General features: G+C 68.3%; 17 protein-coding genes. 15 read left to right on the forward strand and 2 right to left on the reverse strand.

Annotated elements, in window-relative coordinates; translation table 11 throughout:
* Positions 1-35 precede the first annotated feature (35 nt).
* The 14 genes from tssJ to OV287_RS43250 all read left to right on the forward strand — a co-directional run bounded on the left by tssJ (position 36) and on the right by OV287_RS43250 (position 18,547).
* Complete coding sequence (tssJ, locus tag OV287_RS43185) at positions 36-572, forward strand: type VI secretion system lipoprotein TssJ (protein WP_373371935.1); 537 nt, start codon at positions 36-38, stop codon at positions 570-572.
* Positions 569-1,936 carry a type VI secretion system baseplate subunit TssK gene (tssK, locus tag OV287_RS43190; RefSeq protein WP_267539884.1) on the forward strand — a complete coding sequence of 456 codons (1,368 nt, stop codon included), beginning with the start codon at positions 569-571 and terminating at the stop codon, positions 1,934-1,936. The genes tssJ and tssK overlap by 4 nt, the downstream gene beginning before the upstream one ends.
* 12 nt (positions 1,937-1,948) lie before the next feature.
* Positions 1,949-2,641, forward strand: coding sequence for a DotU family type IV/VI secretion system protein (locus OV287_RS43195; protein ID WP_267539885.1), 693 nt, complete (start codon positions 1,949-1,951; stop codon positions 2,639-2,641).
* Positions 2,638-6,270, forward strand: coding sequence for a type VI secretion system membrane subunit TssM (gene tssM, locus OV287_RS43200; protein ID WP_267539886.1), 3,633 nt, complete (start codon positions 2,638-2,640; stop codon positions 6,268-6,270). The genes OV287_RS43195 and tssM overlap by 4 nt, the downstream gene beginning before the upstream one ends.
* A 2-nt stretch (positions 6,271-6,272) precedes the next feature.
* The gene (gene tagF / locus OV287_RS43205; RefSeq protein WP_267539887.1) at positions 6,273-7,202 is read left to right on the forward strand and encodes a type VI secretion system-associated protein TagF; all 930 of its coding nucleotides are present in this window, start codon (positions 6,273-6,275) and stop codon (positions 7,200-7,202) included.
* Between the two features lie 13 nt (positions 7,203-7,215).
* Positions 7,216-8,904 carry a type VI secretion system protein TssA gene (gene tssA / locus OV287_RS43210; protein WP_267539888.1) on the forward strand — a complete coding sequence of 563 codons (1,689 nt, stop codon included), beginning with the start codon at positions 7,216-7,218 and terminating at the stop codon, positions 8,902-8,904.
* Between the two features lie 73 nt (positions 8,905-8,977).
* Entirely contained in the window at positions 8,978-9,475 is a 498-nt protein-coding gene (tssB, locus tag OV287_RS43215) for a type VI secretion system contractile sheath small subunit (protein WP_267539889.1), read from the forward strand.
* 23 nt (positions 9,476-9,498) lie between these two features.
* On the forward strand, positions 9,499-10,983 hold the full coding sequence (tssC, locus tag OV287_RS43220) for a type VI secretion system contractile sheath large subunit (protein ID WP_267539890.1): 1,485 nt from the start codon (positions 9,499-9,501) through the stop codon (positions 10,981-10,983).
* A 111-nt stretch (positions 10,984-11,094) separates the two neighbouring features.
* A complete protein-coding gene (gene tssD, locus OV287_RS43225; protein WP_267539891.1) occupies positions 11,095-11,586 on the forward strand; it encodes a type VI secretion system tube protein TssD in 492 nt (163 codons plus the stop codon).
* A gap of 62 nt (positions 11,587-11,648) precedes the next feature.
* Positions 11,649-12,047: a type VI secretion system baseplate subunit TssE gene (gene tssE / locus OV287_RS43230; protein WP_267539892.1), complete on the forward strand. Its 399-nt coding sequence runs from the start codon at positions 11,649-11,651 to the stop codon at positions 12,045-12,047.
* Between the two features lie 10 nt (positions 12,048-12,057).
* Positions 12,058-13,809, forward strand: coding sequence for a type VI secretion system baseplate subunit TssF (tssF, locus tag OV287_RS43235; protein ID WP_267539893.1), 1,752 nt, complete (start codon positions 12,058-12,060; stop codon positions 13,807-13,809).
* Between the two features lie 23 nt (positions 13,810-13,832).
* The gene (tssG, locus tag OV287_RS43240) at positions 13,833-14,813 is read left to right on the forward strand and encodes a type VI secretion system baseplate subunit TssG (protein WP_267539894.1); all 981 of its coding nucleotides are present in this window, start codon (positions 13,833-13,835) and stop codon (positions 14,811-14,813) included.
* 70 nt (positions 14,814-14,883) lie between these two features.
* Positions 14,884-17,532 carry a type VI secretion system ATPase TssH gene (gene tssH, locus OV287_RS43245; protein ID WP_267539895.1) on the forward strand — a complete coding sequence of 883 codons (2,649 nt, stop codon included), beginning with the start codon at positions 14,884-14,886 and terminating at the stop codon, positions 17,530-17,532.
* 7 nt (positions 17,533-17,539) lie between these two features.
* The gene (locus OV287_RS43250; RefSeq protein WP_267539896.1) at positions 17,540-18,547 is read left to right on the forward strand and encodes a hypothetical protein; all 1,008 of its coding nucleotides are present in this window, start codon (positions 17,540-17,542) and stop codon (positions 18,545-18,547) included.
* Positions 18,548-18,562: 15 nt separating this feature from the next.
* Here the strand turns inward: OV287_RS43250 and OV287_RS43255 are convergent, their stop codons facing one another.
* Complete coding sequence (locus OV287_RS43255; RefSeq protein ID WP_267539897.1) at positions 18,563-19,246, reverse strand: DUF4908 domain-containing protein; 684 nt, start codon at positions 19,244-19,246, stop codon at positions 18,563-18,565.
* 37 nt (positions 19,247-19,283) lie between these two features.
* Positions 19,284-20,147, reverse strand: coding sequence for a hypothetical protein (locus OV287_RS43260; RefSeq protein ID WP_267539898.1), 864 nt, complete (start codon positions 20,145-20,147; stop codon positions 19,284-19,286).
* A gap of 112 nt (positions 20,148-20,259) precedes the next feature.
* Here OV287_RS43260 and OV287_RS43265 point away from each other — a divergent pair, with 112 nt between their 5' ends.
* A complete protein-coding gene (locus OV287_RS43265) occupies positions 20,260-21,879 on the forward strand; it encodes an N-6 DNA methylase (protein ID WP_267539899.1) in 1,620 nt (539 codons plus the stop codon).
* Positions 21,880-21,961 lie beyond the last annotated feature (82 nt).

Here is a 21,961-nt window from a genome sequence, read left to right on the forward strand (position 1 = left end):
TCGCGGCCACCGCTGGCACCTCATGCGCGAAGCGCCTGGGGCCCAAGCCGTGCGAGACCCCTCCTCCCATGCAGGTCTTCCTGGACGTGTCCGAGCAGGTAAATCCTGATCCACGCGGGCGCTCGCTGCCCACCGTCGTCCAGGTCATCCAGCTCAAGGACAGCGCGAAGCTGGAGCGCGCGAGCTTCCGCGACCTGTGGGGCCGCCCCAAGGAGTTCCTCGGAGAGGATCTACTCCAGGTGGCCGAGTTCACCGTCGCCCCAGGCCAGAAGTTCCAGCGGTGGATCCAGAGAGATCCCAAGGCCCGCTTCATCCTGACCATGGGCCACTTCCGCCAGCCGCTCGGCTACTCGTGGCGCACCGTCTCCGCGCTCGACCCCGTGCCCGAGCCCTTCTGCGTCGAGCGGCCCGCGGGAGACCAGGGCGAGCCCAAGCTTGGTGACGTGCAGCTGCGCTACCGGCTCCAGGGCTATCAGATCGACATCCTTCGCACCCAGTTCTCGCTGACGCAGCCGGCGCCCGCCGTCCCGTCCGAGGCAGAGGTGCCAGCTCACCCCAAGGGGAGTGCATGAAGAACGCACAACGCGTCGTCTGGTCGGAGGGGATGTTCATGAGTCCCCACCACCTCCAGCAGCTCGACCTCTATCACGAGAACCTGCTGGACCTCCGGCTGGGCGCGGTGGAGCCGTACCCCTGGGGCATCTTCTCCCTGGAGTTCGACATGGAGGCGCTGCGCGCCGGCCGGGTACAGATGCGCCACTTCAACGGCGTGCTCCCCGACGGGATGCCCATCGCCTTCCACAATGGAGATCCCGAGGCCCCACCGTCCCGCCCGACGGAAGGCGCCTTCCCGCCGGCCCAGCAGGTGCTGGACGTGTACATCGGCGTCCCGCGCGAGCGCAGTGGCGTGGAGAGTTACGGCGGTAGCGACCGCACGAGCGGCAATCCGCGTTTCAGCCCGACCAACCGGCCGGTGAACGACCTGACCTCGTCCACCTCCATCGTTCCGGTGGCCTTCGCGCAGCGCAACGTGCGGCTGCTCTTCGGCACCGAGCCGCGCGAGGACTACGACGCCATCAAGATCGCCGAGCTGTCGCGCGACCGCTCCGGCAGCCTGACGCTCGTCGAGAACTACATCCCTCCCACGCTGCGCATCGACGCCTCGCCCTACATCATGAGCGAGCTGCGCAACCTGCTGCGGCTCATCGTGGCCAAGCAGCGCCAGCTCGCCTCGCGGCGCAAGCACCGGGACGCGTCCGCGCTCGAGTTCACCGCCTCGGACGTGACGCTCTTCCTGGAGCTCAGCGCCCTCAACGGCGTCATCCCGCTGCTGCAGCACGCCATCGACGCGGGCAACATGCGGCCGCACGCCCTCTACCTGGCCCTCAGCCAGTGCGCGGGCCAGCTGTGCACGTTCGTGGCGGACGCGGACCCCACCACGCTGCCGCCCTTCCAGTTCATCCAGCTGCGCGCCACCTTCGAGGAGCTGTTCCGCCGCCTCCAGTCGCTGCTGCGCTCCGTGGCCCTCGAGCAGTGCCTCTCGGTGCAGATGCAGTCCGGCGAGGATCGGCTCTACCGCGGCAAGCTGGAGGACGAGCGGCTGGATCGCTGCGGCCAGTTCTTCCTCTCCGTGCGCAGCGAGCTGCCGGAGAAGGTGGTGGCCGAGCAGCTCCCCAAGCTCGCCAAGTTGGCCAGCTGGGTGGACATCCAGAGCCTGGTGCAAGCCGCCTCTCCTGGCGTGCCCATCCAGGTCAACTACCGTCCCCCGCCCGAGGTGCCCATCCAGCCGGGCACGCTCTACTTCTCGCTCTTCACCTCGGACGGCTACTGGAGGAGCGCGATGAGAGATCGCACGCTCGCCCTCTACCTGCCGCATCCCTTCGACGCCGCACAGACGACGGTGGAGCTGCTCGCCGTCCCCACCGCCAGCCGCTGACAAGCTCACGCCATGCAACGAGTTACCGAAGCCACCAAGGACTGCTTCGACGCGGCCATCCGCATCCGCAACTCGGATGCCGCCTCGGTTCCCCCTCCAGAGGTGCTGCACCACCGGCTGCGCGGCGTTGTGGATGAGCTGTTGCGGCGCGCCGCCGTGCTGGGCTTCAGCCACCAGGACGCCCAGGACATGGCCTACGCCATGGTCGCCCTGCTCGACGAGGTCGCCCTCACCCGGCCCGAGCCTTACCGCTCGTTCTGGATGACCAACCTGCTGCAGCTCCAGTACTTCAACGAGAACGTCGCCGGTGACGGCTTCTTCCACCGCCTGCAGTCCATCCGGAAGGATCCACACCGCGCCGAGGTGTTGCAGGTCTACTACCTGTGCATGCTCTTCGGCTTCCAGGGCCGCTACCGCATCCGCGGCGGAGAGCTGGAGCTGATGACGCTCATCGACTCGGTCCAAAAGGACCTCGAGCGCGCCAAGCCCTTCGACTACGAGCTGCTGTCGCCGCACGGTGAGCGGCCCACCGAGTCCATGCTCGCCGGCAAGCGGAGGATCTCGCCGATGATCATCTCGCTGGGGGCGATGATGCTCGCGCTGCTCGTCTATGGCGGGCTGATGCTCGGCCTGAACGGCAACGTCGACACCTTCCTGAACGAGATCAAGCTGCACATGGCCACCAACACGGGGGATACGCGGTGATCTGGGCCATCGTCATCACGATGTTGACGGGCATGGCCTATGGTGCCATCGCCCTTCTCGGAGTGCCGCCAATCTTCGCCGGACTCGTCGCCACGGGCATGCTGCTGCTGTTCGCGCTCGGCAGGTGGATCGTCGGCAAGGTGAAGGCGCGCAAGGCGGCCAAGCAGCTCGAGGGCGCGCTGGAGCAGCAGGCCGAGGAGCAGGTCAAGACAGTCCGGCCGGATCTGCAGCCAGAGATCAAGGCCATGCAGGCCGAGTTCTCCAAGGCGGTGGATGCGCTCAAGAACTCCAAGCTGTCTCGGGGCCGCAAGGACGCCCTCGCGGTCCTGCCCTGGTACCTCATCGTCGGTCCGCCGGGCGCGGGCAAGAGCACCGCGCTGCGCAACTCGGGGCTGAAGTTCCCCTACCTGTCCGCCAAGGGCGGCGGCATCCGGGGTGTGGGCGGCACGCGCAACTGCGACTGGTGGCTCACCAACGAGGCCGTCATCCTCGACACCGCTGGCCGGTACGTGAGCAGCGAGGACGACAAGCCCGAGTGGTTCGCCTTCCTCGACACGCTGACGAAGTACCGCCCGAAGCGGCCCATCAACGGCCTCATCGTGGCGGTGAGCGTCAGCGAGCTGATGGGGGTGGATCCCCAGGTCGCGGGTGAGCTGGGACAGAGCATCCGCGAGCGCCTGGATGAGATCACCTCTCGCCTGCGCACGCTGGTGCCCGTGTACCTGATGATCACCAAGTGTGATCTCATCCCCGGCTTCACGGAGATGTACGCGGACCTGACGCGCTCCGAGCGCGGGCAGATCTGGGGCTTTACCTCGCCCATGAACGCGCAGGCGGAGGCCTCCACGGACCTGCTGCTGGAGCGCTTCGACGAGTTGGTGACGGTGCTGGAGCAGCGCACGCTGAAGCGGCTGGGCCAGGAGCGCCGGCTGGAGTCGCGCGAGCACATCTACCAGTTCCCGCAGAAGTTCGATTCGCTGCGCAAGAACCTGGCCGAGTTCATCCAGCCGCTCTTCCTGGACAACGTGTACCAGGACACGCCGGTGATGCGCGGGTTGTACTTCACCAGCGGCACCCAAGACGTGAAGCCGATGGAGCGGCTGGCCAACAGCTCAGGTGAGCTCTTCGGCGACTCGCGCCCGCAGCCGGAAACCAGCGCGGAGGGACGTAGCTACTTCCTGTGGGACATCTTCACCAAGGTGATGTTCCAGGACCAGGAGATGGCCGTCCGCAGCTCCATCGAGGAGCAGCGCTACCGGCGGCGGCAGCTGGTGCTCACGGCCACCTATTTCACGGCCGCGGCGCTGATGCTGGTGCTGCCCATCGTCTCCTACTTCCAGAACAGGTGGCTGGCGCGCGACGTGCGCGATGCCATCACCGCCGTGCAGCTCGATGCCCGCGACGACCTCGCGCGCATCCAGGACCTGTCTCCGCTGCAGGCGCAGCTCCAGGAGCTGACGAAGTACAAGACGGAGGGAACTCCCTTCTGGCTGCGCTTCGGAATGTATCAGGGTGAGAAGCTCTTCCCGCTGGCGCAGTCCTTCTACAACACCGCCCTGCGCCGGGTGCTGCTCGGCAACCAGTACGAGCGCATCGAGCAGAACCTGAAGATCTTCTCGGACAACCAGGACTCGCCGGAGTGGAAGCCCGGATCCGATGACTATGCGCACCACTTCGATGCGCTGAAGATGTACCTGCTCATCACCTGGCCGCACACGCCGCGTGAGCCCCAGCTCGACGAGGCCCATCGGGACTGGCTGGTGGACCAGATGGTGCGGCACTGGACGCACGTGAAGGGCGCGAGCGGTGAGGCCAACCTGCAACAGGCCATCAGTCGCCACGCTCGCACGTACATCCAGATGCTGGCGGCGGATCCAGAGCAGCTCGGCTTCGCCCGCAACAACAACATCGTGCGAGCCTCGCGCCGGGCGCTCAACCGTGTTCCCGTGACCACGTTGGAGCTGGACCGTATCGTCGCCGACGTGGGCCGCGAGTACCCGGACCAGACGCTGGACGACATCGTCGGCGCCGTGCCCGCCATGCGTGGCGCCAAGCGCGTCCGCGGGGCCTTCACCAAGACCGCCTGGGATCAGGTGGTGCGCTCGCGCCTGGAGTCCGCCTTCAAGAACAAGGAGGCCTGGGTGCTGGATCGGGACGCCAAGGAGGACGAGGAGCAGTCCCGCGCCGAGCTGCGCACGCGCTACTACCAACTGTACATCCAGGAGTGGAAGGACTTCCTCCAGTCCATCACCGTCCGGCCTCCGGATGACGTGGACCAGATGCAGGCCTTGCTCGAGAGCCTCACGCGCGGCAAGCCGCCAGCCTTCGGCAAGCTGCTCCGGGCGCTCGCCTACAACGTGCAGTTGGTGCGCACCCCCAAGGAGGAGGAGAAGAGCACGGCGCGAAGGATGCTCGAGAAGGTCCTCCCGGACGACAAGAAGAAGGACGAGCAGAAGCTGCTGGATCCGAACGCAGCCACGGGGGAGTACACGCTCGGGCCCCGGGACGTGGAGAAGGAGTTCGCCACGCTCATCCGGTTCAGCAACGAGAAGTCCCCCTCGGGAGACGGCGAGGAGCAGCTGACGGCGATGGACTTCTACCAGGACCAGCTCGCGCTGGTGCTCAACTCCCTGCTGGGTGTGAAGGAGAAGCCCTCGGAGTCCGGCGCACTGCTCGAGAAGATCAAGACCACGCGCGAGAGCGTGGCCATGCTCGTCAAGAAGTACGAGAGCGGCGTCCCCATCCTCGAGAAGCTGCTGCTGCCGCCCTTCCAGGACATGCGCTCCATCGTCTTCGCCGGCGTGGCGCAGAACAAGAGCAACGACTTCTGCGAGGCCGTGGCCAAGCCGTTCTCCGCCATCATGGCCAACCGCTACCCGTTCGTCCGCGAGTCGATGCAGGACGCGCCCCTGGCCGAGCTCTCCGAGTTCTTGCGGCCCTCGGGCGGAACCCTGCGCAAGTTCCTCCAGCAGCACCTGGCCGACGAGGTCATCTCCTCCGGCCGCAAGTGGACGTTCAACAACATCAACACGCGCGAGATGTACCGCGACGACCTGCTCACCTTCCTGGAGAAGGCGAACAACCTGTCCACCACCCTCTACCCGGGTGACACGGTGGATCCGCTCGTCCGCTTCCAGGTGCGCGTCCGCGCGGGCACGTCGCCCGACACGGCGCCCTCGGAGATCTCCGCCATCACCCTGACGATCGACGGGACGGATGAGCTCTACCGCAACGGCCCGGACAACGTCTGGAAGCCGATGAGCTGGCCCGGCCAGGCCGGCAAGCTGGGCGCGCACATCCACGTGGAGAACGCCTCCGGGGCCACCGCCGACATCGACGAGCCCGGGGAGTGGGGCCTCTTCCGCCTGCTCGAGCGCGTGAAGCGCATCGAGCCCAGCGGCGACGGCCGCTTCTTCACCGCCGTCTGGGAGATCGAGGACATGAACGGGGCGCTCGTCGCCATCGACTTCCGGCCTGAGCGCACCGCCAACCCGTTCTTCGGCCTGTCGGGCAACAACACCTCCCGACTGCTGCAGATCTTCCGGGATCCGGGCCTGACGCCGCCGCTCGGGATTGCTCGCGGGGGCAAGGGCTGTATCGAGATGGTGAGCACGAACGGAGCGCCCTGAGGATGACGCAGGCGCCTCACATTGGACTGCTGGGCAAGGCTCCGCGCCACGCGGAGTTTGTCCGGCACAACGCGGCCAGCCCCCTGGCGCGGTACCTCTTCCGCTGGATGGAGGAGAGCACCGGCCGGCTGCACGGGGCCCGGAGCGCGTTGCCCACGACTCCCGTCAGCTTTGTCTTCACCGCACCCGGCGAGAGCTCGGTGCTGGTGGGCGTGCTGGCGCCGAGCGCGGACAGTGTGGGGCGTGCCTTTCCGCTGGCACTCTTCCGGGAGTTGCCCGCTGCAGAGGTGGCCGGGAGCTATGCGCTGGTGCCGGAGACCTACCAGCCGTTCCTCCGGGCCAGCGAGGCGCTCCTGCGCGAGGCCGCCACCCTCGACGTGCCTCAGTTGCAGGAGCGCACGGCGAGGCTGCCCACCGCACGTCCTGGAGACCTCCGCGTGGCCGAGCGGCTCCGGGAGGCCCTCCTGTCCGAGAAGCGCTGTACGGAGCTGCTCCAGCACGTCCTCGGAGACCGTCCCGCCGAGGGGCGCTACTACGCGCTGCACACCTTCCTCACCGCTTGCGCGGGCGAGCGCCACCGCGAACAGGGCCTCGCCGGCGTGATGCTGGATTGCCCCTATCCCTCGCATATGGGGCCTATCACCTGGCTGGAGCTCGCCACGCGGCTGCTGCGCTGGTCGGCCCAGCCTCCCTCTTTCTTCTGGTCTGACGGGCAGCAGCCCCGGCTCCTGCTCTGTCTGGGCGCCGCGCCCCCCACCCTTCTGCTTCACCTGGCCCAACCCACGCGCACGGGCACCAACGTCTGGCCCCTGCGCACCGACAAGCCCGCCGCCATGGCGCAGGCGAAGCAGGCCCTGTCCGCTTCGCAGCGCCAGGTCATCGATTCCTCTCAGAGCACGCTCGAGCAGCTCCTGCGTGCCCTTGCCCGCTGAAGGCGCGCCCACCATGACGCCCTCCACCGACAGCCTTCGCGAGCGCGCCAACAAGTGGCTCGAGCCCATCTCCGCCCAAGCCCCCAGTGGCGCCTCGTCCAAGCACCACCCCACCTACGAGAGCGTCTTCTCGGAGGTGGCCAAGCTCGAGTCCCCCACGGGGGATTCCGTGCGTTGGGACGAGGTCGTCCGCGACGCCGGAGAGCTGCTGCGGACGACCACCAAGGACCTCTGGCTGGCCTCCTACTTCGCCTACGGGCTGTACATGGTGGAGGGCCTGCCCGGCGCCATCACCGGCGCCACGGTGCTGACGGAGCTGACCGAGCGCTACTGGCAGGGCCTCTTCCCGGAGGCCTCGCGCCTGCGCAGCCGCGGGCTCGCGCTCTCCTGGTACGTGGAGCGAATGAAGCATGTGCTCCCCACCGTGCAGGCCGACAGCACCTCGCCCGCGGTGGTGGAGGGCTTGTCCTCCGCCGTGTCGAAGCTCGCCGAGGTGACGCGCGCGCGACTCGCCTCCCACAGCCCGGCGATGGGACCACTGCTCACCCACCTCGAGCGGCTGCGCGCGAGCATGCCCAGCGAGCCCGCGCCGCCCACGGCTCCCGCGCCTACGCCCCCCGCGCCAGTGGCCGCCCAGCCCGCCACCACTCCTGCGCCCGTCACGCCCGCGGAGGCGCCGGCTGCCGCCAGTCCCGCTCCCGTCACGCCACCCCCCGCGCCCGTCACGACCCCACCCCCTCCCGTCGCGACCCCGCCCCCTCCCGTCGCAACCGTTCAGGCCTCTCAGCTCCCCACCGCACCGAGCGGCGAGCTCACCAGCGCGGATGCCGTTACGGACTTCCTGCGCAATATCGGCTCGTCGCTGTCGAGTGCCTCCGGCGTGCTCCGCCGCGCCAACCCGGCCAACCCGCTCGCCTACCGGCTGCTGCGCACCGGGCTGTGGCTGCATATCACACAGCCACCTCCCACCGGCGCCAATGGCAGGACATCCCTCCCGCCACTGCCCGCCAACCTGCGCACCAAGCTGGAAACCCTCTCAACCCACTCCCGCTGGGCAGAGCTGCTCGACGAGGCCGAGTCCACCCTGGCGCAGTATCGCTTTGCGCTGGACCTGCAACGTTTCAGTGCTCATGCCCTGGCATCGCTTGGCTCCACACATGCACCCGCACGTGAGGCTTTGCTGCTGGAGCTCTCCAACCTGCTCAAGCGCCTGCCAGCGGTTGTAGACCTGGTGGCAACAGATGGCACCGCCCTGGCGGACGAGGCCACGAAGGAGTGGCTCAAGCGCGAGGTGCTCACGAAGTCTGGCGCCGCCCCACGGCCCGCCATCGCGATGCCCCTGCCTCGCGAGCTCGAAGCTTCCGCGCAGGGCGCATCCCCCGAGGGGGAAGCCCAGGCGCTGCTCACCTCCGCCACCACGGCCCGCGCGCGCTTCGTCGCACGACTGCAATTGGCGCGCATGCATGCCCAGGCAGGACAACTCACCACAGCCCGCGCGCTCTACGAGGTGCTCGATGCTGAATGCACCGCGCACTCTCTCGATTCCTGGGAACCGGCGCTCGCCGCCGCGTGCCTCGAGGGCTTCCTCACCTGCGCCCTCGCCGGAAAAGAAACACAGGACCTCCTGGTAGGAGATTTCTGGATCCGTTATCGTCGTCTCGCCCAGCTCGACCCCGCTGCCGCCTTGCGCGTTCAACCCTGACAGCGGCCTCTGACGAGCACCACCGGCGACGAACCCACGTACCACCCACCTCAGTTGAGAGGAGAAGCAGCAGATGAGCAAAGAGAGTTCCGTCGCCCCTACCGAGCGCGTCAACATCGTCTACAAGCCCGCCACGGGCAACATGCAGGAGCAAGTCGAGCTGCCCCTGAAGATGCTCATGATGGGCGACTTCACCGGCCGGCAGGATGACCGCCCGCTGGAGGAGCGCGCTCCCATCAACGTGGACAAGATGAACTTCACCGAGGTGATGGCGCAGCAGAACCTCAAGGTGGACGTCTCCGTCGCGGACAAGCTGTCCAACGAGAACGGCGCCAGCCTGCCGGTGTCCCTGCAGTTCAAGAGCCTGGCGGACTTCGCTCCCGAGAGCATCGTCAACCAGGTGCCCGAGCTGCGGAAGCTGCTGGAGCTGCGCAGCGCGCTCAACGCGCTCAAGGGGCCCCTGGGCAACGTCCCGGCCTTCCGCAAGAAGCTCCAGGCCATGCTGGCCGATGACGAGGGCCGCAAGCGCCTCATCAGCGAGCTCGGCCTCAACGGTGGTGAGACCAAGTAGTCCCAGCAGCGGGAGCGAGAATCATGAGCACTCAGACCCAGACCCAGAATTCCGCGGCCACCACGGCCGCCGTTTCGCCCTCCCTGCTGGACGAGATCCTCTCCGAGGCGAAGATCAAGCCCAAGGACGAGGGCTATGACATTGCCCGCCGCGGCGTGGAGGCCTTCATCGCCGAGATGCTGGCTCCCAACCGCTCCGAGGAGCGCATCGACAAGGCCCTCGTCGACGCGATGATCGCGGAGATCGACAAGCGCCTGTCGTCCCAGGTCAATGAGATCATGCACCACGAGGAGGTCCAGAAGCTGGAGTCCTCCTGGCGCTCGCTGAAGTTCCTCGTGGACCGGGTGGACTTCCGCGAGAACATCCGCGTGGAGATGCTCAACGTCTCCAAGGAGGACCTGCTCAAGGACTTCGAGGACTCGCCCGAGGTGGTGAAGAGCGGCCTGTACCGGCTGGTGTACTCCAACGAGTACGGCGTGTTCGGTGGCAAGCCCTATGGCCTGATGCTGGGCAACTACGACTTCGGCCCGGGCCCGCAGGACATCGATCTGCTGCGCAAGTGTGCGTCCGTGGCGGCCATGGCCCACGCGCCCTTCATCGCCAACGCCAGCCCGGAGATGTTCGGCGAGCAGAACTTCCTCAACCTGCCCAACCTCAAGGACCTCAAGTCCCTGTTCGAGGGCCCGCAGTACGCCCGGTGGCACTCGTTCCGCGAGAGCGAGGACGCGCGCTACGTGGGCCTCTGCATGCCGCGCTTCCTGCTGCGCCTGCCCTACGGTGAGAAGACGATTCCCGTGAAGGCCTTCAACTTCAGCGAGGACGTCGTCGGGCAGCACGACAAGTACCTGTGGGGCCACGCCTCCACGGCGTTCGCCACCCGCGTGGCGGACTCCTTCGCCAAGTTCCGCTGGAGCCCGAACATCATCGGCCCGCAGTCCGGTGGCGCGGTGGAGATGCTGCCGCTGCACCAGTACGAGGCCATGGGGGAGATCCAGACCAAGATTCCCACCGAGGTGATGCTCACCGAGCGGCGCGAGTACGAGCTGAGCGAGGAGGGCTTCATCGGCCTGGTGTTCCGCAAGGACGCGGACAACGCGGCGTTCTTCTCGGCCAACTCGTCGCAGAAGTCCAAGTTCTTCGGCAGCACGCCGGAGGGTAAGGCGGCGGAGACCAACTACCGACTCGGTACGCAGCTGCCCTACATGTTCATCATGACGCGGCTGGCACACTACGTGAAGGTGCTCCAGCGTGAGCAGATCGGCAGCTGGAAGGAGCGCTCGGACCTGGAGCGCGAGCTGAACCAGTGGATGAGCCAGTACATTGCCGACATGGATGACCCGGCCCCTGCCGTGCGCTCGCGCCGCCCGCTGCGCGCCGCCCGCGTGACGGTTGAGGACGTGGAAGGTCAGCCTGGCTGGTATCGTTGCAGCCTGCAGGTGCGCCCGCACTTCAAGTACATGGGCGCGTCCTTCACGCTGTCGCTGGTAGGCAAGCTGGACAAGGAGTGAGCCCGTCGCACCCGTGACGCGTGGTATCGCTGATTACGGGCTCCATCAACACCGGGCCTCTGAGAGGCCCGGTCTTCCGCGCCGTACGCGGCGCAAACAACGAGGTGGCGAATGGCTGAGACTGTACACCTGTACCTGAAGGCGAACGGCACGGAGATCAAGGGTGACAGCACCCAGACGAGCCTGGGCCGCGAGGGCTCCATCGAGTGCGTGTCCTTCGAGCACGAGGTCATCACCGCGCGCGAGTCGGGCTCCGGTCTGGCGACGGGCCGCCGTCAGTACCCGCCCATGAAGATCGTCAAGCGCATCGACAAGGCCTCGCCGCTCCTGCTGAAGGCGCTGTGCGAGAACCAGGTCATCGAGGCGAGCTTCAAGTTCTTCCGCCCCAACCCGACTGGCGATGGCACGACCGAGCAGTTCTACACGATCGCCATCAAGAAGGGCCGCATCAACAGCGTCAAGCAGCACGTGCCGGACAGCTTCGTGCCGACCAGCACCAACCTGCCCGCCATGGAGGAGATCACGTTCGTGTTCCACACGATCGACTGGACCATCACCAACGGCGGCGTGACGCACACCGACACCTGGGATACCCAGCGCTAGTCTGAAGTGCCTTCTGAGCGCCCGGGTAAACCCCGGGCGCTCCGAGGCCGAGCCCGCCCGCCATGGCCGAACGAGGACTCCTGACACGTCTGGCCTCCAGCAGCCACGGCTCGCTGGCGCCCCGCGGCAACGCGGTGGCCGCCATCTCCGAGCACCTGCGGGCCCTGCTCAACACCCGGAAGGGAGAGTCCGTCGCGACTCCTTCCTTCGGGATCATGGATTTCAACGACATCATCCACATCCTCCCGGCGGCCATCCCGAGGATGCAGCAGTCCATCCGCACGGCCATCCAGGAGTTCGAGCCGCGGTTGAAGAACGTCATCGTCACGCACGTTCCCGACGAGCAGGACCCCACCGCCCTGCGGTTCGACATCGTCGCGCAGCTCAACCTCAAGGATGCGCGCGGCACGATCCGCTTCCATACCGAGCTGAAGCCCGGCGGGCGGATGGAACTCTGGTGAAAGGGCGAGGATGTTCAGCAAGTACTACCTGAGCGAGCTCAACTACCTCCGGGAGATGGGCCGAGCCTTCGGTCTGGCCAACCCGAGCGTCGCCGGCCTGCTGGTGGAGCGCGGCGCGGACCCGGACGTGGAGCGACTGCTGGAGGGCTTCGCCTTCCTCACCGCGCGCATCCGCGAGCGCGTGGAGGACGACGTCCCGGAGATGGTGCAGGGGCTCACGGAGCTGCTGCTGCCCCACTACCTGCGCCCGGTGCCCGCCTGCTCCATCGTCGAGTTCTCGCCTCAGATGCGCGCCCTGCGCGGCCGCTCGCGCATCTCCGCGGGTGCCGAGGTGGCCTCGACGCCTCTGGATGGCACCAGCTGCGTCTTCCGCACCACGCACGACGTGGACCTGCTGCCGCTCACCGTGCAAGACGCCATGCTGGACCGCTCGTCCGTGTCCTCGCCGGTGCTGCGCATCTCCTTCCAGACAACGGAGCAGGGACGCGAGGAGCTGCAGAAGCCCCACGGCCTGCGCCTCTTCATTCACGGGGAGATGTCTGCCAGCGCGCTCATCCTGCTGTGGCTGCTGCGCTACTGCCGCCAGGTGCGCGTGCGCGGAGCCTCCAGCGGGAACGAGGTGGTGCTGGATCCGAAGCGAAGCATCCGCCCCGCGGGCTTCGATCGCCACTTCCGCCTGCTGCCCTGGCCCCGGGCCTTTGATGGCTACCGGCTGCTGCAGGAGTACTTCACCCTGCCGGAGAAGTTCCTCTTCTTCGAGGTGCATGGCCTGGAGGCGGCCGCGTCCGCGCTGGAGGAGCGCTTCGAGATCTCCTTCCACCTGGAGCGCCCGCCGCCCCTGGACGCGCGCATCACTCGGGAGATGTTCCGCCTGCACTGCGCCCCGGTCATCAACCTCTTCCAGGCTCCGGCGGATCCCCTCTTCCACCATGCCCTGGGCCGCGAGCACCTGGTGCGGGCGTCTGAGCTGCAGCCCCAGCACGCGGAGGTGTACTCCGTGGACTCGGTGACGGGACTGACGGCCGGACGCAGCGAGCGCCGCACCTACCGGCCCTTCCACGAGTTCGAGCACACCCAGGGCGAAGGCTCCGAGCCGGCCTTCTACCGCCTCAGGCGCATCCACTCCCCCGTGGATGACGGTGTCGACACCTACCTCTCCCTGGAGACGCCACGCGACGTGGCGCCCACGCTCGGGGCCGAGGAGGTGCTGTCCATCGATCTCACCTGCACCAACCGCTCGCTGCCCGCGCGGCTGCAGGTGGGGGACATCACCCAGTCCACTCCGGCCTCGCCCACCAACGCCAAGTTCAAGAACATCACGCCGGTGAGCCGTCCAGCCCGCGCGCCGCTGGGCACGGAGCTCCACTGGCGGCTGCTCTCTCACCTGGCCATCAACCAACACTCCATCGCAGATGGTGCCGCGCTGCGCCGCCTGCTGGACCTGTACAACTTCCAAGCGCTGGCAGACAACCTGGCCGCCCGCGCCAGCCGCCTGCGCATCAACGCCATCCGCAATGTGGAGAGCAAACCCCTCACCCGCTTCCTCGAGGGCTCACCCGTGCGCGGCAACCGGACGCTGGTGGACCTCGACGAGACGAACTTCATGGGAGTGGGAGATGCATTCCTCTTCGGGTGCATTCTCGATGAGTTGCTGGCGTCGCATGTCACCCTCAACTCCTTCAACGAGCTGGCCATCCGGCTCCAGCCCTCGCAGACAGAGTTCGCATGGCTTCCGAGGAACGGCTTCCTGACCCTCTTGTAGAGGCGTCCCGCCTCCTGGCGGGAATGGCCTCCGAGGTGGGCTTCTTCCAACTCGTGTCGTACATCGAGCGACTCACGGCCGGGGCGGCCCGGGTGGGCAGCGTCGGCCCGGTCATCGAGGAGATGATCCGCTTCCGGCATGATCCCTCGCTGGGCTTCTCCTCGGGAGACGTCAGTGAGGTGACGCTGCGCAAGGTGCCCGTGCGCGCGGAGGAGCCGTACGCGCGGCGTCAGCTCTTCGAGGTCGTCACCCACTTCCTCGGACTCACCGGCTCGGTCAGCCCGCTGCCGATGTACATCGCGGAGGAGATTGCCCAGGAGGATCCGGACCAGGCGGTGCGCCGGGAGTTCCTGGACCTCTTCCACCACCGGCTGCTGTCCCTTCTCTACCGCATCGAGTCCAAGTACCGCGTCACCAGCGAGTCCAACTCCACCAATACGGATCAATGGTCACGCCGGCTGCTGGCACTCGCCGGTTTCGACACCTACGAGGGAGAACGCACCAGCAAGCTGCCCACGCGGCGGCTGCTGCGCATCGTCCCGCTGCTGGCCTCCCGCGCGCGCACCGCCGATAAGCTGGAGGCGGCCCTGGAGGACGTGCTCGGCGAGCAACTGGATGGAGCGCGGGTGCGGGTGGAGCAGTTCGTGGGCCGCTGGGTGGACATCGATGCCCGGCTGCAGCTTGGCCGCAACAACCACATCCTCGGCAAGACGACCGTCCTGGGCGGCAAGGCCTATGATCGGATGGGGAAGATCAAGATTCACATCGAGCCTCTGCCCACCACCGTGTACCGAAGGATGATGCCCGGGGGAGACCTGCTGCCGCAGGCACGAGAGGTGGCGCAGCTCTTCCTGAAGGACCCGCTGGAGTACGAGTTCGAGCTGGGGCTGACGGAGGGCGTCACCCAGACGTTCAACCTCTCGAGCACACAGTCGGCCCAACTGGGGCGGGACACGTGGTTGGGCAAGGGCAAGCAGATACGCCTCTCGATTCCCGTCGTGTGAAGCACGACCCCGGGAGCGCCGGCAACCGACGGCGCTGGCGCTCCTCAACTAGCGATTCCGCCGTCCCCTGTTGGAGGGTGCCGCCATCCGAGTCGAACCGAAAGCCCTCGTCCGCCGCCTCACGCCCACTGCCACCCGCACGCTGGAGGCCGCAGTCGCGCGCGCCAGCAGCGGGCGCTTCTACGAAATCGTGCCCGAGCACATGCTCGCGCAGATGCTCGAGCCCGAGGACTCGGACGTCGCCCGCCTGCTGCAGCACTTCCAGGTGGACCGTCGCCGTCTGGCCTCCAGCATGGAGCGCGCCCTCCAGGGTCTGCGCTCCGGCAGCGCGGGCCGGCCCGTCTTCTCCGAGACGCTCTTCCAGTGGTTCGAGGACGCCTGGCTGATGGCCTCCGTCGAGCAGGGAGCAACCCGTCTGCGCTCTGGGGCGCTCTTCGCCCAGTTCGTCAGCCGCCGCAACCGCTACACCGCCGAGCTCTTCCCCGAGCTGGACAGCATCTCCCGCGACGAGCTGATGGCCGCGCTGGACGTGGTGCTGCGGCCCTCGCCGGAGACGGTGGAGGTGGGCCCCGAGCCCGTCGCCGGCGGTGCTGCTCCCTCCGCGTCGGCGCAGGGTGCGGTCGGCGGTGAGGCGCTCCAGCGCTTCGCCACGTCGTTCACCGGCAGGGTGCGTGAAGGGAAGATTGACCCCATCTTCGGCCGCCACCGGGAGATCCGCCAGATGGTGGACATCCTCTCGCGGCGCCGGAAGAACAACCCCATCCTGGTGGGCGAGCCGGGCGTGGGCAAGACGGCGCTCGTCGAGGGCCTGGCCTGGGCCATCGTGAAGGGCGAGGTGCCCGACGCGCTGAAGAACGTGGAGCTGCTGGGGCTGGACCTCGGTGCGCTGCAGGCCGGCGCGGGCGTGCGCGGCGAGTTCGAGAACCGCCTCAAGTCCGTCATCAACGAGGTGAAGGCGTCACCCACGCCCATCATCCTCTTCATCGACGAGGCGCATACGCTCATCGGCTCCGGGGGTAGCGCGGGCGGCAGCGACGGCGCCAACCTGCTCAAGCCGGCGCTCGCGCGCGGAGAGCTGCGCACCATCGCCGCCACCACCTGGGGCGAGTACAAGAAGTACTTCGAGAAGGACGCCGCGCTCGAGCGGCGCTTCCAGCCCGTCAAGGTAGACGAGCCGGGCGTCGAGGAGGCCGAGCTGATGCTGCGCGGCCTGCGGCCCACCTACGAGGCGTCTCACGGCGTCACCATCCGCGACGAGGCCGTCTCCGCGGCGGTGCGGCTGTCCAGCCGATACATCTCCGGCCGCCAGCTCCCGGACAAGGCCGTGGACCTGCTCGACACCGCCGCCGCGCGCGTGAAGATCGAGCTGTCCACCAAGCCCGATGAGTTGGTAGCGCTCGAGCAGGAGATCTCCGCCCTGGAGCGCGAGCGTGACGCGCGCAAGAGAGATCTCGCCGAGGGCCACCCGGGTGACACGGAGGTGGTCGAGACGCTGGAGCAGAAGCTGGCCTCCGTGCGTGACAACCTCGTCTCGCTGCAGGGCCGTTGGGAGACGGAGCGCACCGCGGTGAGCGCGCTGATGGAGGCGCGCAAGGCCCTGCTCTCCGCTCCAGCCGAGGCGGACAAGGCCCCTCTGAAGTCCGCGGTGGACGAGGCCGCGGCGAAGCTGGCCCAGGCGCGCGGCGAGGAGCCGCTGGTGCACGCGGAGGTGGACGCGGACATCGTGGCGCGCGTGGTGGCCAGCTGGACGGGCATCCCCGTGGGCAAGATGCGCAACGACCTCCTCACGGCGGTCCTCAGCCTCGAGACGCGGCTCACCGAGCGCGTGCGCGGCCAGGAGCCGGCCCTGCGCAAGGTGGCGGAGATCATCCGCATCTCCCAGGCGGGCATCCGCAACCCGGACACCCCGATTGGCGTGCTGCTCTTCGTGGGCCCCAGCGGCGTGGGCAAGACGGAGACAGCCCTGGCACTGGCCGACGTCCTCTACGGCGGCGAGCGCTTCATGACCACCTTCAACATGAGCGAGTTCCAGGAGAAGCACACCGTCTCCCGGCTCATCGGCTCGCCGCCCGGCTACGTGGGCTACGGCGAGGGCGGTCTGCTCACCGAGGCCGTGCGCCAGCGCCCCTACTCCGTCGTGCTGCTCGACGAGTGCGAGAAGGCCGACCTGGAGGTGATGAACCTCTTCTACCAGGTGTTCGACAAGGGCGTGCTCAACGACAGCGAGGGCCGCGCCGTCGACTTCCGCAACACCGTCGTCATCCTCACCAGCAACCTGGGCTCGGACATCCTCATGAAGATGCACGAGACGGGCGCGACGCCCACCGCCGAGGAGATGGTCGCCAAGATTCGCCCCGCCCTCAGCAAGCACTTCAAGCCCGCGCTGCTGGCGCGCATGACCATCGTCCCCTACTCCGCCGTGGGCACGGACATCATGCGGGAGATCGTCGCGATGAAGCTCGACAAGCTCTCCAAGCGGCTGTTCACGGCTCACGGCGTGGAGACAACGCTCGCCCCCGAGCTGCTCGACGAGCTGGCCCAGCGCTGCACCGAGGCCGAGACGGGTGCTCGCAACGCGGAGCACATCCTTCAGGGCTCGCTGATGCCCGCCATCTCGCGCGAGCTGCTCGAGCGCCTGGCTGGCGGCTCGGTCCCCAAGCGGCTGAACATCTCGCTCGACCCCGAGGGGGGTTGGGACATCCGGTTCGCTGAGGCATGAGGAAACGATGAAACGACGACTCCTGGTCGCAGCCCTCGCACTCGCCACCCCACTGGTGGGCTGCGCCACTGTTCCGAGACCCCAGCTGTGTGAGGCCACGGTCGGCGCCCAAGAGCGCTCGTACCCCACGCCGGACACGTGGTTCACCCTGCTGCTGCATGGCTTCGACCCAAAGCATGGTGGGGCCGCCCCCCGTCCCCCCGTGGACTGCTCGGGCGCTCCCGTGGCGTGGGAGGAGCCCTCGGCGGACGAGTGCCGCGAGGCGGGCCCCCAGCCCAAGCCGCTGCCTCCCAAGGAGCGGCTGGACGAGAAGGATCTGATTCTGGAGACCACCCAGGCCAATGAGCGGCTGGTGTGGGTCATCACCCGGCGCTTCGACAACGGAGAGGGCCTGGGCCCGGTGGCCCTGGTGGAGAGGACGAAGGTGGGCTTCATCGTCCGGGGCCTGGGCTCGCTGCGCGGCATGACGGAGAACGTCCGGCTGCGCATGGAGCGCGTGGGCTCCACGGACGTACTGGTGGCCGAGGGCGACACGTGCACGAACGAGCAGCCCCAGGTGTGCCGACGGGCCGCCCGCATCCTGCCGCTGCGCAGCGGGCGCTTCTTCTCGGAAGCCGTGTCCGACTCCGAGCGCGCCTGCCTGGGCGCCGGCTGGTTCCCGCTCAGCCGCGTGCAGACCTTCGAGATGCCCAGCGGCCTGCGCCGCAAGTTCGAGCTGACGTCCACCCTCGTCTTCAACTCCGACGACGTCACCATTCAGGAGCAGGTGTCGGTGAGCGACTCGGACCCGAAGCAGCCGTCCATCCCCGAGCGCCTCTACCGCCGCGCTCAGAATGAGCGGAAGCTGAAGGTGGAGGAGAACGTGCTGGTGGGCAGCGCGCCCTCCCTGTGGACGCGCATGGTGGAGCTGCAGCTCCAGGCGGGCGCCAAGGCCCTGCCCGAGGCGCCCACCGTCGTGCCCGAGCCTCCGAAGGAGAATCCGAAGGCGACGGGCACGGCCAAAGACGTGCCCTGAGCAGGCCCCGCGGGCTCACAGGCCCGCGGCAAGCCCCTTGCGCAGCGTCTGCGCGGGCGGCACGGGAGCGGAGGGATCCACCGAGACCCGGCCCGTGTCGCCCTCGAAGGCCGCCACCGTATTGCGGCCCTTGGAGAACTGCACCCGGGCGATGCGCCGGAGGGTGTCGCGCCCGTTGGTTTCCTTGCCGATGAGGCGCAGCGCGTGCGCCACCGCGTTCATCGCGTCCTCCAGCGCGCGCCGCCCCGCCTCCGTGTCCAGCTCCACCCAGTCCACCTCGAAGCTCAGCGGCTTGCCTCCCAGCTTCTGCTCCCCGGGCCAGAACTGCTCGGTGATGCCGTGGGCCAGTCGGTCCGCGTGCCGCAGCAGATCCTCCCGGTTGAGCGCGGGCCGCAAGAGGAAGGGCACCTGGTTGAGCACCATCGGGGAATCGACCGTCACGGCGATGACCGAGGTGAACTCCACATAGGTCACCGACTCGCTGCGCGACAGCAGGCCCTCTTTCGCGGACGCCAGGAGAATGGCCTCGCGAGGGAGGTAGTCCAACAACACCCCTGACAGCCTCACCCCCTGGGCCAGGTGCAGGGTGAGAGTGAAGGAGGGGACGTCCTCTCCCGCCCGCCCGCGAGCCACCTGAGCGGCGAGAGCATCCAGCATCTTCTCCACGCGACGTGCAACCAGCCGCTGCACCCCTTCCATTGCGTCGCCTCCTGTGTTTCGAGAGTTCAGAGCCGGTTCAGCGCCCGCCCCGGCGGCGGGCCTCGGCATCCATCACACGCTTCTCCACCTTCACGCGGGCGAAGTTGGAGAACAACCCGTCCGGCTGCATCCCCTGCAAGGCACGCATCTGCTGCCGGAGATCCTCCAGCGTCTTCTCCGCCCGCGCCCGCCTCGTGGCCAGCTCCGCGTTCGAGGCGAAGCGGATGGACAACATCGTGTCCACGTCGACCCGGCCGTCCAGCTCGCGCTCCTGCAGCTCGAGGGAGATGGTGCGCGGCGCGGGGTCTCCCAGGGTCCTGGCCACCACGGCCCGGAGCTCCTGAGCCACCGCGAGCAGCGTGCCGGCGTCCGCGGCGGCGTCCAGGCGCTCCATGCCCGCGGCCAATACATCCACCAGGGCAGTCACCGCCTGACGGCCCGGCGGGGATAACAGCTGCGTGACGTAGGCATCCATCCCGTCACCCCCAGCCTGCTCCACCACCTGGCGCAGCAGGGGGAGCCAGTCCGCCTTGAGCTGCTCGCGAACCGCCCCCACCGGAGCCTTGTCCCGCGCGGCCTTCTGGAGCGCCTCGTCCAGGCCCTTCAGGACGGCCTCGGCCGGAAGCACGCCACGAGGCGCCGCGGAGCGATCATGCCAGCGGCTCTGCCTCACCTCCGGAGCCACCCCAGTAAAGGCCGGGCTGCCTGGGCTGGTGGTCTCTCCGCTCAGGGACGGCATGGAGGGGCTCGCGCGCGGCTTGTCGAAGACCGGCCGTCCCGGGTTGGTGGGGATGTCGGACGTGTCGAAACCATCCCCCTTCGAGCGCGCGGGGGCTCGTGGGAGCAAGAGCTTGCGCGGCTCGATCTTCGTGGGCTCATCGTCATCAGTCCCCAGCGGCACACCCCGGGTGGGAACCTTTGGCTTCGACGGAGGTGGCGGCATGGGTACCTGGAGGCCATGTTGCTACGGCATGGCACGGCAAGGAAAGCCGCACGGAGTAGGATGGAGGCGGATGCCGCGTGCCCCCAACGCGCCCCCCGTCCTCGACGAGGAGGCGCTCGTCCACCAATTCCCCGGCCTCGACCGGCGCGCGCTCGGTGCCTTCTACACCCCCGCGCCGCTCGTGGAGCGCACGCTGGCGCTCGCCCTCGCGCACGCTGGAGACGGGCCGCTCGCGGTGGTGGACCCCGCCTGTGGTGCCGGAGCCTTCCTCGCCGCCGCGGCCCATGCCCGGCCCGAGGCCTCCCTCTCGGGCCTGGAGCTCTCCCCCGAGGTGGCCCGCGCCTGCCAGACCCGCCTGCCCGGCGCCGATATCCGCGTGGGTGATGCCCTGCGCGGCGGGCTCGAGCCCCTGCTCGCGAGCCTCCCCCCGGCCCGCCACGAGGTGTGGATCGGCAACCCGCCCTACAACGGAACCTCCTCGCTCCTGAAGGACCGCGACGCCTACGCTCGCCTCCGCGCCCTGCTACCCCTCGCGCTCCCTCAAGGCACCAGCCTGCGCGATGACTTCGCGTTCTTCCTGCTGCTCGCCGCGCACCGGCTCGCCTCGCGCCCGGGTGTCCTTGCCTTCATCACCCCGACCAGCCTCCTCGACGCCTTCCTCTACGCTCCCCTGCGCGCCACGCTGCTGCGCATGCTGTCGCTCCGCGAGGTGGTGGACCTCGGCCCTGGTGCCTTCGCCGGCACCCAGGTACGCACCTGCATCACCGTGTGGACGTCGCCCCCTGACTCGAGGGCACGGCCCGTGTACTCGCGGACAGAGGACTCTCGATACCCTCACCCCGTCCCTCTCTCAGAGGGAGAGGGGAATGGGGTTCCCTTCGTTCCCGAAGCCCCCGAGTGGCGTCTCGCCCCGACTCCTCCCGAGGCCGCGCTGCTGGATGCCCGCTGGCGCTCCGAGGGAGAGCCCCTCGATACGCTCGTCCCCGTGAGCCTTCCCGGGGTGAAGACGCGCTTCGATGAGCTGCTCGTGGATGACAATCCCCAACGGCTCCTCGCCCGGCTCGAGGATTTCGCACGCACGCCCCTGGAGACGCTCGAGGACTTCGCCCGGCGCCATGGCATTCCCCAGGCCCTGCTGCCCAAGCTGCGCGCCTTGAAAGAGGGGCCGCCCTTCACGGTGGAGCCGTCCTGCGTGCGCCCCTTCTTCCGCTATGCCGGAGCTCGCCACCGAGGCACCCTCCCCCCCGAATCTCGGGCCTTCTGCTACCTGGACCGGCGCCTCATCCCCCGGGGAGACCACCGCCTGCGCGGTCCGTGGGATCCCCATCGCGGCGCGGTGAAGCTCCTCTTCAACGTGCGCGAGCTGCCCCTCTCCGCCGCGCTCCTGGAGGAGGAGGGCTGCGTGCACGACCACCGGCATGCCCGCTTCGCGCCCCTGCTCGTGCCCCAGCGCGTGCGCGACGAGGGCATCAACATCACCCGTGTTACCCACGCCGAAGCGGCACTGGGCCCGCTCGTGCCCAACCTCTCCCCTCGGGGGTTGGCCTGGGCAGAGCAGCTCGGCGGTCCACTCGCTGCCTACCGGGCAATCGTGCGCTTCCTCAACGGCCCCGACGTGCAGCAGCGCTGGGCTCCCGTGTACGGCGCCTCACGTGTTGTGCCCGTACCCTTGGCTGCTCTCCAGCCTTGAGGAACGCGCTCAGCGCATTAGTGTCCACCTTCACTCTCGTTCCGGAGGTCCGGAATCGGGAATTCCCGCAGTGAAGGAGACA

Source organism: Archangium lansingense, assembly GCF_026626635.1.
GTDB lineage: Bacteria > Myxococcota > Myxococcia > Myxococcales > Myxococcaceae > Archangium > Archangium lansingense.